The organism is Rhodobacter sp. Har01 (genome assembly GCF_020564565.1).
Taxonomy (GTDB): domain Bacteria; phylum Pseudomonadota; class Alphaproteobacteria; order Rhodobacterales; family Rhodobacteraceae; genus Pseudogemmobacter.
The window spans coordinates 623,180-636,218 of the sequence record NZ_JAJCTD010000001.1 but is presented as its reverse complement, the minus strand read 5'-3'; the positions used below and the strand labels follow the sequence as shown (position 1 = coordinate 636,218).

Sequence of the window (13,039 nt, the reverse complement as noted above, 5' to 3'; positions counted from 1 at the left end):
GGGCACTTGCGGCCGGTTTGCCACGCTTGATGTTGCGGTTTTACATCAGCTTGCGCCGTCGTGTCACGCGGATATCGAGATCGGTGATCTTCTTGCGCAAGGTATTCCGGTTGATCCCCAGCAGATCGGCGCATTTCGCCTGGTTTCCGGCGGTGGCGTCCAGCGCAATCTCGATCAGCGGGGTCTCCACTTCCTTCAGGATGCGCTGATAGACGCCGGCCGGGGGCAACTGTCCGCCGTGCAGGTCGAAGTAGCGTTTCAGGTGGCGGGCGACGCTGGCCGACAGCTTTTCGCCCTCCAGCGCCGATTTCACCGGCTCGGCGGCGGGCAACTGGCCCAGCACCTGTGCCACCTCGGCCTTGGTGATTTCCACATCGCTTGACGTCACCGCCAGCCGCCGCAGCGCGTTTTCCAACTGCCGCACGTTGCCCGGCCAGGCATGCGCCCGCACCATCTCGCGGGCATCCCCCGACAGGCGCCGGACCGCGCCCATGTCGCGCTCGGCGCGGGCCAGGAAGTGGTCGGCCAGCAGCGGAATGTCCTCGACCCGTTCGCGCAGGCTGGGCATGTGCAGCGTCACGCCCGCAAGGCGGAAATACAGGTCCTGGCGGAAGGTGCCGGCCTCGATCCGCTGGCTGAGGTCGGCCTGGCTGGTGGCGATCACCCGCGGCGCGTTGTCGCCCGGCATGTCCAAGAGCCGCACCGCGCGGGCCTGGGTGTCGTCGTCGTAGTCGGCCACCTCGTCAAACACCAGCGTGCCGCCGCGGGCCCGCGCGATCAGGTTCGCCGGGCCTTCGATGCCCTGAAGGTCGGCGCCCTGGGCCACCACGAAGGGCATGCTGCGGCGGTCGCTGAAATCATGGATGGCGCGGGCGAGCAGGCTTTTGCCGGTGCCCGATTCGCCGGTGACCAGCACCGCCAGATCGGTGTTCATCACCCGCGCGACTAGCCGGTACAGCGCCTGCATCCCCGGCGAGCGGCCGACCAGCGGCAGGTCGTCCGAGGGTTCCTTGACCGGCACGACGGCGGGCTGCGGCGCGCGGCGGCGCTGGTCCAGCGCGCGGGCGCTGCGCTTCATCAGGTCGGGGAGGTCGAACGGTTTCGGCAGGTAGTCGAAGGCCTCCGCCTCGGCCGCCTGGATCGCCGTCATGATGGTGTTCTGCGCCGAAATGACGATCACCGGCAGACCCGGGCGCATCCGTCCGATGCGGGGCAGCGCGTCCAGCCCGTTGCCGTCGGGCATGATCACGTCGCTGATCACCAGATCGCCCTTGCCCTCTTCCACCCAGCGCATCAGCGTCATCAGGCTGCCGGTGGCATGCACCTTGCAGCCTGCGCGGGTCAGCGCCTGGGTCAGCACGGTGCGGATGGTGCGGTCGTCGTCGGCGACAAGGATGGTGCCGTCCATGGCCTAGATGTCCTTCCGTTTGTCCTTGGGGGCCAGCGGCAGCGAGATGCGGAAGGCGGTGCGCCCGGGCACCGACTCCACGCTGATCCAGCCGTCGTGGTCGGAGATGATCTTCGACACCAGCGCCAGCCCCAGCCCGGTGCCGTTCTCGCGGCCCGAGACGAAGGGCTCGAACACGTCGCCGGCGATGTCGGGCGGCAGGCCGGGGCCGTCGTCGATGATTTCCACGTTCAGCGGCAGCGCGGCGGGGGTGCCGTCCTTGCGCCGCATCCGCAGGCTGACGTCATAGAAGGTGCGCAGGCGGATGGTGCCGCCGTCCGGCCGGCCCGCCGCCTCGGAAGCGTTCTTGATCAGGTTCAGGAACACCTGCATCAACTGGTCGGGGTCGGCCCAGGTGGGCGGCAGCGAGGGGTCGTAATCCTCGACGATGGTCATGTGCGAACCGAACCCCACCATGGCGGAACGCCGCGCACGGTCCAGCGCGTCGTGGATGTTCGCCGCGCGGCGGTCCGGCGGGCGCAGGTTGCCGAACTGCTCCACCTGCTCCAAGAGCTTCACGATCCGCCGGGTTTCCTCGACGATCAGGTCGGTCATCTCGCGGTCTTCCGAGGACAGCGACATCGACAGCAGCTGCGCCGCGCCGGAAATCCCGGCGAGCGGGTTCTTGATCTCATGCGCCAGCATCTCGGCCATGCCGATGGCCGATTTCGCCGCCGTCTTCGCCCCCATCGACCGGCCCAGCCGGTCGGCCAGTTCGCGGGGCGACAGGATCAGCAGCAGGATGCCGGGGTTGTCGTGCATCGGCGCCAGGTGCAGCGTGCACTGCACCGGCGCGCGTTCGCCGCTGGTCACGTCCACGTCATTGATGTTCAGCGCGGCCTGGTTCGCCCGCACCCGCGCCATCGCCTCTTCCATCGGCGCGTCGATGGCCAGCCGGTCCAGCACCGGCTGCCCGGTCAGCACCCGGGTCGAGGCGTTGAGGAAGGCCTCGGCCGCCGGGTTGGCCTCAAGGATCAGCCCTGCCTCGTTGACCAGCAGCGACGGCAAGGGAAGCGAAGCCCAGATCACCCCCGGCACCGGATAGGGCGGGCGATAGGCGCTCATGCGGCCTCCAGCTCGGCGAAGGTTTCGGTGACAAGGCGGATCACGCGGCCAGGGTCGGTCGCGGTCAGGATCGCCTCGCGCGCCTGCGGCAGGCCGGCCTCGTCCAGATACCAGCCCAGATGCTTGCGGGCGCAGCGCAGGCCCAGGGCACGGCCGTAAAACGAAAGCATGTCCTCGTAGTGCGCCACGATCAGCGCGGCGCGGTCGGCGCCCTCGGGCACCATCGGCGCGGGGGTGCCGTGCAAGGCGTGGGCGATCTCGGCCAGCCGCCAGGGCGCGCCTTGCGCCCCACGCCCCACCATCACCCCATCGGCGCCGCTTTCGGCAAGGGCCTGCCGGGCGGTCGCGGCATCCACAATGTCGCCATTGGCAATGACCGGAATCCGAACGGCGTCCTTCACCGCCCGGATCGCCGCCCAGTCGGCGCGGCCCTTGTAGAACTGGCAGCGGGTGCGGCCGTGGATCACCACCATCCGCACCCCGGCGCCCTCGGCCCGGCGGGCCAGCTCGGGCGCGTTCAACTCGGCGTCGTCCCAGCCGAGGCGAGTCTTCAGCGTCACCGGCACCTTCACGGCACCTGTCACCGCCTCGATCAGCCGCAGGGCAAGGTCCAGATCGCGCAACAGCGCGCTGCCGCACAGCCCGGTGGTCACCCGCTTCGACGGGCAGCCCATGTTGATGTCGATGACCCGCGCGCCCTGCCCCTCGCACCAGCGCGCGGCCTCGGCCATCAGTGCCGGCTCGCGCCCCGCCAGTTGCACCGAGGTCGCAACCTCGTCGAACCCCAGTTCGGCCCGCGCCCGCGCCTCGGGTCGCGCCCGCAACACCTCGTCGCTGGCGACCATTTCGCTGACCACAAGCCCGGCGCCGAACCGCCCGACAAGCCGGCGGAACGGCAGGTCGGTGATTCCCGCCAGCGGGGCCAGCAGGACGGGCGGAGTGATCGCAAGGGGGCCGAGGGTCAGGCTCAAGGGACAGGTTCCACTTCGGATGCGCCCAGCCTTAGCCCCCTGGCGGGGCAAGGTCCAAGGCGGCGGCCCCGATTGTGATGGAAAAACGTGCATTGCACAAGAAATAGGCGGCCCTGCCCGTTTTACCGACAGATTGTCGCTGCCGACCGGGCCGTCTGGACAAGCCGCGCGAAACCGGGATGCTGACCGAATGACAACCGCCTGCATCATCGTCGCCGCCGGACGGGGCACCCGCGCCGGTGGGGATATTCCCAAGCAATGGCAAATGCTTCGCGGCCGTTCCGTATTGGCGCATACGCTGCGGGCCTTCGCCGGTTTGCGCATCGTTCTGGTCATCCATCCCGATGACCGGGCGCAGGCCGAGGCGATTGCCCCGGGCGTGACCCTGGTGACCGGCGGCGCCACCCGCGCGCAATCGGTGAAGAACGCGCTGGAGGCGCTGGAGGGCAGCGGCATCACCCGCGTCCTGATCCATGACGGGGCCCGCCCGCTGGTCAGCCGCGCGCTGATCGGCCGGCTGGAAGCGGCGCTGGACAGCCACCCCGGCGCCGCCCCTGCCGTGGCGGTGACCGATGCGCTGTGGCGTGGCGCGGCGCGCCTGGTCGTCGGCACCCAGTCGCGCGAAGGGCTGTGGCGGGCGCAGACCCCGCAGGCCTTCCGCTTTCCCGAGATCCTGGCCGCCCACCGTGCCCATCCCGGCAATTCAGCCGACGATGTCGAAGTGGCGCGGGCGGCGGGGCTTGACGTTGCCATCGTCGAGGGCGACGAGGACAACCTGAAACTCACTTTCCCCGGCGACTTCGCGCGCGCCGGGCGGCTGCTGGAGGCCAGGGACATGGATGTGCGGATGGGCAACGGCTATGACGTGCACGCCTTCACGGCGGGCGATCACGTCTGGCTCTGCGGCGTGAAGGTGCCGCATGACAATGCGCTGCTGGGCCACTCCGACGCCGATGTCGGAATGCACGCCCTGACCGATGCGATCTACGGCGCCCTTGCGATGGGCGACATCGGCCGCCACTTCCCGCCATCCGATCCGCAATGGAAGGGCGCCGCCAGCCACATCTTTCTGGCCCACGCGGCGAACCTCGCGCGTGAGATGGGCTTTGCCATCGGCAACTGCGACGTCACGCTGGTCTGCGAACGGCCCAAGATCGGCCCCCACGCCGCCGCCATGCAGGCCGAACTGGCGCGCATCATGGCCGTTGAACCCGCCCGGGTGTCGGTCAAGGCCACCACCTCGGAGCGGCTTGGCTTCACCGGCCGCGAAGAGGGCATCGCCTCGATCGCGACCTGCGTGCTGATCAAGCCATGATGCACCGCATCGCCACCGTCTTCGGCATTGGCCGGATGCGCCCTGCCCCCGGCACCTGGGGCTCGGCCACGGCCATTGTCGCGGGGGTGGCGATTGACCGGCTGTTCACTGTCTGGGGCCTGCTGGCCGCCTTCGTCATCGTCACCGCCCTGGGCTTTCGCGCCTGCGCCGCCACCTGCGGCCCCGGCGAAGACCCGTCCGAAGTGGTGATCGACGAGGTCGCCGGCCAGTGGCTGGCGCTGCTGTTTCCCGCTTTCGCCTTCTGGAACCGCGGCATGGACAACTGGGCGCTGGACGCCTGGCCGGGCTGGGTTGCGGCCTTCCTGTTCTTCCGGCTGTTCGACATCTGGAAGCCGGGGCCGGTGGGCCGGGCCGACCGGCGGGGGGATGCGACAGGGGTGATGCTTGACGATCTCTGGGCGGGGCTGTTTGCTGGCCTCATGGTGGTGGTGATGGCAGGGCTATGGCACGGCGTGATGGGCATGTAAGCGCGGAAGAGGTGCTGGACCGGGCGCGCTATTGGGGCCTGCGCATCGCCACCGCCGAAAGCTGCACCGGCGGCATGATCGCCGCCGCACTGACCGACGTGGCCGGGTCCTCAACTGTGTTCGAGCGCGGCTACGTCACCTATTCGAACGCCTCGAAGGTGCAGCTTCTGGGGGTGCGCGAGGAAACCCTTGCGGCCCACGGCGCGGTCTCGGAACAGACCGCGCGCGAGATGGCCGAGGGCGCCCTGCAGCGCGCGGGCGTGGCCCTGGCGGTGGCGGTGACCGGCGTCGCAGGCCCCGGGTCCAGCGATTTCAAGCCCGAGGGTCGGGTCTGCTTTGCCGTCGCCCGGACCGGCCGGATGACCCGGGTCGAGACCGTTCACTTCGGCGCAATTGGCCGGGCCAAGGTGCGCGCGGCCAGCACGGAACACGCGCTGGCCCTGCTGCTGGCAGCAACCGAATAGCATCCTTGCCGCGGCGCCGGCGGCGAAGCCTTCGGTCGCCCGCCTGACGCGCGCCACCAGACCGCAAAGACAAACGCGCGCCGAATCATCGGCGCGCGTCGGTCTGTTGCCTGCTGGGAAGGTCAGTGCGCGATCTGGGTCGCCGATTCCTCTGCCGCCTGCCGGCGCGCGGCGGCCGCGGCTTCCTCGGCCACTTCATCCCATTCGACCGGCTCGGGCTGGCGGACCAAGGCCTGGGCCAACACCTCGCGCACATGGCTGACCGGAATGATGGCCAGGCCTTCCTTCACGTTGGCCGGGATCTCGGCCAGGTCCTTGGCGTTCTCTTCCGGGATGAACACGGTCTTGATGCCGCCGCGCAACGCGGCCAGCAGCTTTTCCTTCAACCCGCCGATGGCCATGGCATTGCCCCGCAAGGACACCTCGCCCGTCATGGCGATATCCTTGCGCACCGGGATGCCGGTGATCACCGAGACGATGGAGGTGACCATCGCCAGACCGGCCGACGGCCCGTCCTTGGGCGTCGCCCCGTCGGGAACGTGGACGTGGATGTCCATGGCCTCGAACTTGGGCGGCTTGACCCCCAGCAGGGGCGAGATCGAGCGGACATAGGACGACGCCGCCTCGATCGATTCCTTCATCACGTCGCCCAGCTTGCCGGTGGTCTTCATCCGGCCCTTGCCGGGCAGCTTGAGCGCCTCGATCTGCAGCAGATCGCCGCCGACCGATGTCCAGGCCAGGCCAGTGACGACGCCGACCTGATCCTCCTTCTCGGCCAGGCCGTAGCGGTGGCGCTGCACGCCCAGGTATTCCTCGGCTTTCGCGGGGGTCACCTCGACGCGCTTTTCCTTGCCCTTGAGGATTTCGGTCACGGCCTTCCGTGCCAGCTTGGCGATCTCGCGCTCCAGGTTCCGCACCCCCGCCTCGCGCGTGTAGTAGCGGATGACGTGGGTCAGCGCCTCGTTCGAGACCGAGAACTCGCCCTTGCGCAAGCCGTTGGCCTTGATCTGCTTCGGCAAGAGGTGGCCGATGGCGATCTCGCGCTTTTCGTCCTCGGTGTAGCCGGCAAGCGGGATGATCTCCATCCGGTCCATCAGCGGGCCCGGCATGTTGTAGCTGTTCGCCGTGGTGATGAACATCACGTTCGACAGGTCGTATTCGACCTCGAGATAGTGGTCGACGAAGGTGTTGTTCTGTTCGGGGTCCAGCACTTCCAGCAGGGCCGACGCCGGGTCGCCCCGGAAATCCTGCCCCATCTTGTCGATTTCATCCAGCAGGATCAGCGGGTTGGTCGTCTTGGCCTTTTTCAGGCTCTGGATGATCTTGCCCGGCATCGAGCCGATGTAGGTGCGCCGGTGGCCGCGGATTTCCGATTCGTCGCGCACCCCGCCCAGGCTGATGCGGATGAACTCGCGCCCGGTGGCGCGGGCGACGCTGCGCCCCAGCGAGGTCTTGCCCACGCCGGGCGGGCCGACGAGGCACAGGATCGGGCCTTTCAGCTTGGTCGAGCGGGCCTGCACGGCCAGGTATTCGACGATCCGCTCCTTGACCTTCTCCAGCCCGTAGTGATCGGCATCCAGCACCTTCTGCGCGGCGGCAAGGTCCTTCTTGGTGCGCGACTTGACGCCCCAGGGCACGCCCAGGAGCCAGTCAAGGTAGTTGCGCACCACCGTCGCTTCGGCCGACATCGGCGACATCGACTTCAGCTTCTTCAGCTCGGCCTCGGCCTTTTCGCGGGCCTCCTTCGACAGCGCGGTCTTCCTGATCCGCTCTTCCAGCTCGGCCGCCTCGTTCTGGCCGTCCTCGCCGTCGCCCAGCTCGCGCTGGATCGCCTTCATCTGCTCGTTCAGGTAATATTCGCGCTGCGTCTTCTCCATCTGGGTCTTGACGCGGGACTTGATCTTCTTCTCGACCTGCAGGACGGACAATTCGCCCTGCATCTGGCCGAACACCTTTTCCAGCCGTTCGGCGACGACCAGGGTTTCCAGGATGTCCTGCTTCTGGCCGACGTCGATGCCCAGATGGCCGGCCACCAGGTCGGCCAGCCGCGCCGGCTCGCGGGTCTCGGCGACGGCGACCAGGGCCTCTTCAGGGATGTTCTTCTTGACCTTGGCGTAGCGCTCGAACTCTTCGCCCACCGTGCGCAGCAGGACTTCGACGCTGGCCTTGTCGCCCATCACTTCGTCCAGCCGCTCGGCCCGGGCTTCGAAATAGGCCGGGTTGTCGATGAATTCGGTGATGCGCACGCGCGCCTTGCCTTCGACCAGCACCTTCACGGTGCCATCGGGCAGCTTGAGCAGTTGCAGCACATTCGCCAGCACCCCGGCGCGGTAGATACCGTCGGCCGCGGGATCGTCCACCGTGGGGTCGATCTGGCTGGAGAGCAGGATCTGCTTGTCGTCCTGCATCACCTCTTCCAACGCGCGGACGGATTTCTCGCGCCCGACGAACAGCGGCACGATCATGTGCGGGAACACCACGATGTCGCGCAACGGCAGGACAGGGTAGCTGGAGGGCAGGGTCTGTGTCATCGGGCATCCTTGCGTTGCGGCAGGGAAAGGCGGCCCCGACCATCGGCAACCGCCATTCTCTCCATCGGATCAGGGTTCTCTATTTGTGCCCTGCTGGCAGGGGATTCAAGAACCCGTCAGACACCCATTTTGACCTCATCGGCGGGTCGCCCGCAAGGGCGGGAAATCCACAATTGGCCATGATGCCCCCGGAGCCGCGCCGTTGTCGCCCGGCCAAGGGCTCAGTTCACCCGCCCGGCCTTGCGGATGCGGGTGCGCTCGCGGTCGATCATGGCGCGGCACGCCGGGCAGACGCCGTAGTCAACCAGTTCGGGATGGCGTTTGCCGGTGGTGAACGGATCGACCCAGCCATCGGCTCGCCGCAGTCCGCAGCAGAAGCTGCACTTGCAGTCAAATGCCCCCGGCAGCCAGGTCCAGCCGGGGCCGATCGGCGGGAACGACCGCGCATCCAGCAGATCATGGGTGACAAGCAGACGGTCGGCGCGCATTGCGGTGATGGTCATCCGCATGTCGCGCCTGAGGGTCGGGCTGTCACAGCGGTATTCGATGCGGAAGCTGCGCTTGAGCGCAAGCACGTCGTCCAGCACGCCGCGCATCACGTCCTGCGTCTCGGTCCCGACCAGATGGTCCTCCAGGTGGCTGCTCAGCACACGCGAGGCGCGGGCAAGATCGCCTTCGTTCTGGGCGGCGAAATCGTCCCAGTCGCCACCGACCCAAAGCAGCCGGTGGGTGCGGTCAAGCACGTAGAAGACCTGCAGGAACTTGACGATGGCGCACGTCCTTTCGGCGCGTCCTGCGGGCCGGACGCCAACGGGATCAGGCATAGCACGACTCAGCACGACAGCTCTACCGAAGTTTACACTCAAGCGGTGGAATCGAGCGGGTAAGTGCGACAAGGCCAAGAGCAGGCAAGTCAGGGTGACACAACGGCAATGTCTGTGCGAACATGCACATCGGGCATGTAAACTTTTCTGGACAGATTGACTGTCAGATCGTGCAGATTTTCGGCCCGGGGGAAGCCAGCGGCGGATCGACCCTTCTCGCCATTCGGGCGGCCTCGCCCTGCCACCGCCTTACTCCGGCCAAGGTCTGTCGCCACGTCCGGCGCGCTCTGTCCTGTCGCGCAAGGGCATTTGCCCTGGCACCGCCAGGCGGGGCGCGGTCGCCATTGGCCGCAATGCGAAATCAACCGGGGATCGCCGATGTTCAGAACCGCCCGCCTTGCCTTGCCCACCGCCCTGCTGCTGGCCGCAACCCCGGCCCTTGCCGAGCCGTTGCAGGCCTTCGGCTTCAGCCTGAAGCGGGCCAGGCCCGACGTCGAGGGATTCTACGTCGTGGACGGCTACGCCGCCGGGGAGATGCGGTCGCTGATCGGGCTTTACTGCGCGGGCAGCGTTGGCGACATCGTCAATGTCGGTCCGCCGAAGCGCAAGCGCGGCCTGATGCTGCAGAAGTTCCGTTCGACCTGCTCGGGCGGGCTGAGCGGACGGTTCCAGGGCAAGTCGGCCTCGTTCGAAATCGAGTTGATGCAGAAGGGCGAACACCGGGGCCGGCATGTGGCCGAGATCACCTCGTCGGACGGCAGCGGCAACGTCGTCTATCTGCGCGAAACCGTGGCACCCTGAGCGGCCTGCCGTCACAGCGGCGGGATGTCGCCTTCGGCCCGTGCGGCGTGGAATTCCGACGTGAAATCCGCAAGCCGCCCGCCGCCGATGGCGTCGCGCAGGCCCTGCATCAGATCCTGGTAGTAGTGCAGGTTATGCCAGGTCAGCAGCATCGAGGCGACGATCTCGCCGGCCCGAAAGACATGGTGCAGGTAGGCGCGGGAATAGCTGCGGCAGGCCGGGCAGGTGCAGGCCTCGTCCAGCGGGCGCGGGTCGTCGGCGTGGCGGGCGTTCTTGATGTTCACCTGCCCCCGCCGGGTCCAGGCCTGGCCGGTGCGGCCCGACCGTGACGGCAGCACGCAATCCATCATGTCGATGCCGCGCTGCACGGCGCCGACGATATCGTCAGGCTTGCCGACGCCCATAAGGTAGCGCGGGCGATCCTCGGGCAGGAAACCCGGGGCGTAGTCAAGGACGCCGAACATCGCCTCCTGCCCCTCGCCTACGGCCAGCCCGCCGATGGCATAGCCGTCAAAGCCGATGGCGGTCAGCGCCGCGGCGCTTTCGGCGCGCAATTCGCGGGTGACGCCGCCCTGCATGATGCCGAACAGGGCATGGCCCGGCCGGTCGCCGAAGGCATCGCGCGAGCGTTGCGCCCATCGCATCGACAGCCGCATGGAGCTTGCCACGGTGGCCTCGTCGGCAGGCAGCGCGGGGCATTCATCGAAGGCCATCACGATGTCGCTGCCCAGCAACCGCTGGATATCCATGCTGGTTTCCGGCGAGAGAAAGTGCTTCGAGCCATCGACGTGGCTGCGGAAGGTGACGCCCTCTTCGGTCAGCTTGCGCAGGTCCGACAGGCTCATCACCTGAAAGCCGCCGCTGTCGGTCAGGATCGGGCGGTGCCAGTTCATGAAACGGTGCAAGCCCCCCAACCGGGCGATCCGCTCGGCGCCGGGGCGCAACATCAGGTGGTAGGTGTTGCCCAACAGGATGTCGGCCCCGGTTGCGCGCACGCTTTCGGGCAGCATGGCCTTGACCGTGCCGGCGGTGCCCACCGGCATGAAGGCCGGCGTGCGCACCTTGCCGCGCGGCGTGTCGATCACGCCGCTGCGGGCGCGGCCGTCGCGCGCCTTGACCGTGAAGCCGAACCGTTCCGCCATGTCCATCCCCGCCTGATCCGCCGGGTGATGCGCGAAAATGCGGCGCTTGCCAAGAGCGGCGGCCGGCATGGCGCAACCGGCGCTAGAATGTCCTTGACCTTTCGGTCAGGTCCGCTAAGTCGACTGAATGAACGTTCATTCCTGCCCTTCTGGAACAGGCCCATCCCGATGACCCTGCTTGCCGCCCTGCCCCATGGCGCTGATGCCCGCAGCGTCGAAATCCTGGCCCGCATCCGCTCGGTCTTTGCCGACAAGGGATTTGACGGCGCCTCGATGCAGGATCTGGCGCGTGCGGCGGGTATGAGCGTGGGCAACTTCTACCGCTATTTCCCGTCCAAGGATGCCATCGTCGAGGCCATGGTCGCCTTCGACATGGACGAGATCCAGCGTGACTTTGCCGCCATCCGCCAGGCCGGTGAGCCGATGACGGTGCTGCGAGCAAAGATCGCCGAACATGTGCGCGACCAGTGTCATCCTGACGACGGCCGGCTCTGGGCCGAGATCAGCGCCGCAGCGCAGCGCAAGGCCGAGATCGCGCGCATCTGCTGCGGGATGGAGGATCTGGTGGCAGAAAACCTTCTCGACGTCTTCGCCCGGGCAACCGGACAGGGCGTCGAGGTCTGCCGCCAGCGTTTCGGCGCCCATGCCCAGTACATCGTGCTGATGATCAAGGCCGCCGCCACCCGCAACCCGACCGCCCGCTCGCCCGATCTGGATGCGCTGATCCTGCGCGGGATCGACGCGACCCTTGACGAAATCATTGCCCGTTCCGAAAGCTGACCCCGATGCGTCTTCGCCCCCTTGCCCTGGCTGCCGTCCTTGCCCTGGTCGCCGCCGCCCCGCTGCCAGCTCTGGCCGAGGCCAGCACCGAAGACCCCGCCGCTGCCGCCTCGGGTGCGGCCAGCCTTCCGGCCATCACCGTCTCGACCGCGGGGGTGCGCAGACTGTCCGACCGCATCATCGCCTCGGGGCTGATTGCGCCGATCGAAGAGGTGCAGGTGCAGCCGCTGATCGAAGGGCAGCCGATCGAGGCGCTCTTGGCCGACGTGGGCGACGAGGTGACCGAGGGCCAGGTGCTGGCCCGGCTGTCGCGCTCCACGCTGGAGTTGCAGCGCGCCCAGTCGGTGGCCGCGGTCGAGGCCGCGAAGGCCACCATCGCCCAGGGCGAGGCACAGCTTCTGGACGCCGAATCCGCCTCGGCCGAGGCCGCAAGGGTGGCCGAGCGCGCCCGCAAGCTGCGCGAACAGGGCTCGGCCAGCCAGGCAGCGCTGGACACCGCCAATGCCGCTTCGGTGTCGGCAACGGCGCGGGTCTCGGTGGCGCGGCAGTCGCTGGCCGCGGCGCGGGCACAATTGTCGCTGAGCGAGGCGCAGCTGGCCAATGTGGAACTGCAGTTGACCCGGACCGATGTGAAGGCGCCCTATGCCGGCCGGATCACCGACCGCAATGCCACCATCGGCGCCATCGCCACCGCTGCGGGCACCCCGATGTTCGTTCTGGAAAAGGACGGCGCGCTGGAACTGCGCGTCGATGTGGCCGAAACCGACATCCTGCGCCTCGCCCAGGGCCAGAAGGCCGTGCTGCGCGCCGTCGGCCTGGCCAGCCCCCTGACCGGAACGGTGCGGCTGGTGGAACCCTCGATCGATGCCACCACGCGGCTGGGCCGGGCGCGGCTGAGCGTGGATGCCTTTGCCGGGCTGCGCGCCGGCATGTTCGTCGAGGCCGAAATCCTGGTCACCGAGCATGACGCCCTGGCCGTGCCGGTCACCTCGGTCGGCTCTGAAAACGGGGCGGCCACGGTGATGCGGGTGACCGACGGCATCGTCGAGCGCGTGGTGGTCCAGACCGGCATCCGCGACGGCGGCTTCGTCGAAATCCTGTCCGGCCTGGCGCCGGGTGATAAGGTCGTTACCAAGGCCGGTTCCTTTGTGCGCAACGGCGACCGAATCGCGCCGGTCGCCGCGCCGGCGACGAACTGAGGAGAAGCAGGC

Annotated in this window: 12 protein-coding genes; 6 read left to right on the top strand and 6 right to left on the bottom strand. The window is 68.1% G+C overall.

From position 1 onward, the window contains the following. Positions 1-40: 40 nt before the first annotated feature. The 3 genes from LHP98_RS03060 to dusB are packed head-to-tail and all read right to left on the bottom strand — an operon-like array spanning position 41 to position 3,483. Complete coding sequence (locus LHP98_RS03060; RefSeq protein WP_227251010.1) at positions 41-1,408, bottom strand: response regulator; 1,368 nt, start codon at positions 1,406-1,408, stop codon at positions 41-43. 3 nt (positions 1,409-1,411) lie between these two features. Beyond that, on the bottom strand, positions 1,412-2,512 hold the full coding sequence (locus LHP98_RS03055; RefSeq protein ID WP_227251009.1) for a two-component system sensor histidine kinase NtrB: 1,101 nt from the start codon (positions 2,510-2,512) through the stop codon (positions 1,412-1,414). Continuing rightward, a complete protein-coding gene (gene dusB / locus LHP98_RS03050) occupies positions 2,509-3,483 on the bottom strand; it encodes a tRNA dihydrouridine synthase DusB (protein ID WP_227251008.1) in 975 nt (324 codons plus the stop codon). Before dusB ends, LHP98_RS03055 begins: the two co-directional genes overlap by 4 nt. Before the next feature lie 190 nt (positions 3,484-3,673). Here dusB and LHP98_RS03045 point away from each other — a divergent pair, with 190 nt between their 5' ends. From LHP98_RS03045 to LHP98_RS03035, 3 genes are read left to right on the top strand one after another with little or no spacing between them, the layout of a single operon-like run. Then, positions 3,674-4,798 carry a bifunctional 2-C-methyl-D-erythritol 4-phosphate cytidylyltransferase/2-C-methyl-D-erythritol 2,4-cyclodiphosphate synthase gene (locus tag LHP98_RS03045; RefSeq protein ID WP_227251007.1) on the top strand — a complete coding sequence of 375 codons (1,125 nt, stop codon included), beginning with the start codon at positions 3,674-3,676 and terminating at the stop codon, positions 4,796-4,798. Continuing rightward, complete coding sequence (locus LHP98_RS03040; protein WP_227251006.1) at positions 4,795-5,286, top strand: phosphatidylglycerophosphatase A; 492 nt, start codon at positions 4,795-4,797, stop codon at positions 5,284-5,286. Before LHP98_RS03045 ends, LHP98_RS03040 begins: the two co-directional genes overlap by 4 nt. Further along, the gene (locus LHP98_RS03035) at positions 5,262-5,750 is read left to right on the top strand and encodes a CinA family protein (RefSeq protein WP_227251005.1); all 489 of its coding nucleotides are present in this window, start codon (positions 5,262-5,264) and stop codon (positions 5,748-5,750) included. Before LHP98_RS03040 ends, LHP98_RS03035 begins: the two co-directional genes overlap by 25 nt. A 122-nt stretch (positions 5,751-5,872) precedes the next feature. Here LHP98_RS03035 and lon read toward each other — a convergent pair whose 3' ends face one another. After that, a complete protein-coding gene (gene lon / locus LHP98_RS03030; protein ID WP_227251004.1) occupies positions 5,873-8,281 on the bottom strand; it encodes an endopeptidase La in 2,409 nt (802 codons plus the stop codon). A 221-nt stretch (positions 8,282-8,502) separates the two neighbouring features. After that, positions 8,503-9,105 (bottom strand): hypothetical protein, encoded by a 603-nt coding sequence (locus tag LHP98_RS03025; protein WP_227251003.1) that lies wholly within the window; start codon positions 9,103-9,105, stop codon positions 8,503-8,505. Between the two features lie 378 nt (positions 9,106-9,483). On the opposite strand from LHP98_RS03025, the gene LHP98_RS03020 reads away from it, so the two are divergent. Further along, positions 9,484-9,906: a hypothetical protein gene (locus tag LHP98_RS03020; RefSeq protein ID WP_227251002.1), complete on the top strand. Its 423-nt coding sequence runs from the start codon at positions 9,484-9,486 to the stop codon at positions 9,904-9,906. Between the two features lie 11 nt (positions 9,907-9,917). Here LHP98_RS03020 and tgt read toward each other — a convergent pair whose 3' ends face one another. Then, complete coding sequence (tgt, locus tag LHP98_RS03015; RefSeq protein ID WP_227251544.1) at positions 9,918-11,048, bottom strand: tRNA guanosine(34) transglycosylase Tgt; 1,131 nt, start codon at positions 11,046-11,048, stop codon at positions 9,918-9,920. Positions 11,049-11,216: 168 nt separating this feature from the next. On the opposite strand from tgt, the gene LHP98_RS03010 reads away from it, so the two are divergent. Then, positions 11,217-11,828 carry a TetR/AcrR family transcriptional regulator gene (locus LHP98_RS03010; protein ID WP_227251001.1) on the top strand — a complete coding sequence of 204 codons (612 nt, stop codon included), beginning with the start codon at positions 11,217-11,219 and terminating at the stop codon, positions 11,826-11,828. Positions 11,829-11,833: 5 nt separating this feature from the next. After that, positions 11,834-13,027: an efflux RND transporter periplasmic adaptor subunit gene (locus tag LHP98_RS03005; RefSeq protein ID WP_227251000.1), complete on the top strand. Its 1,194-nt coding sequence runs from the start codon at positions 11,834-11,836 to the stop codon at positions 13,025-13,027. Positions 13,028-13,039: the final 12 nt, after the last annotated feature.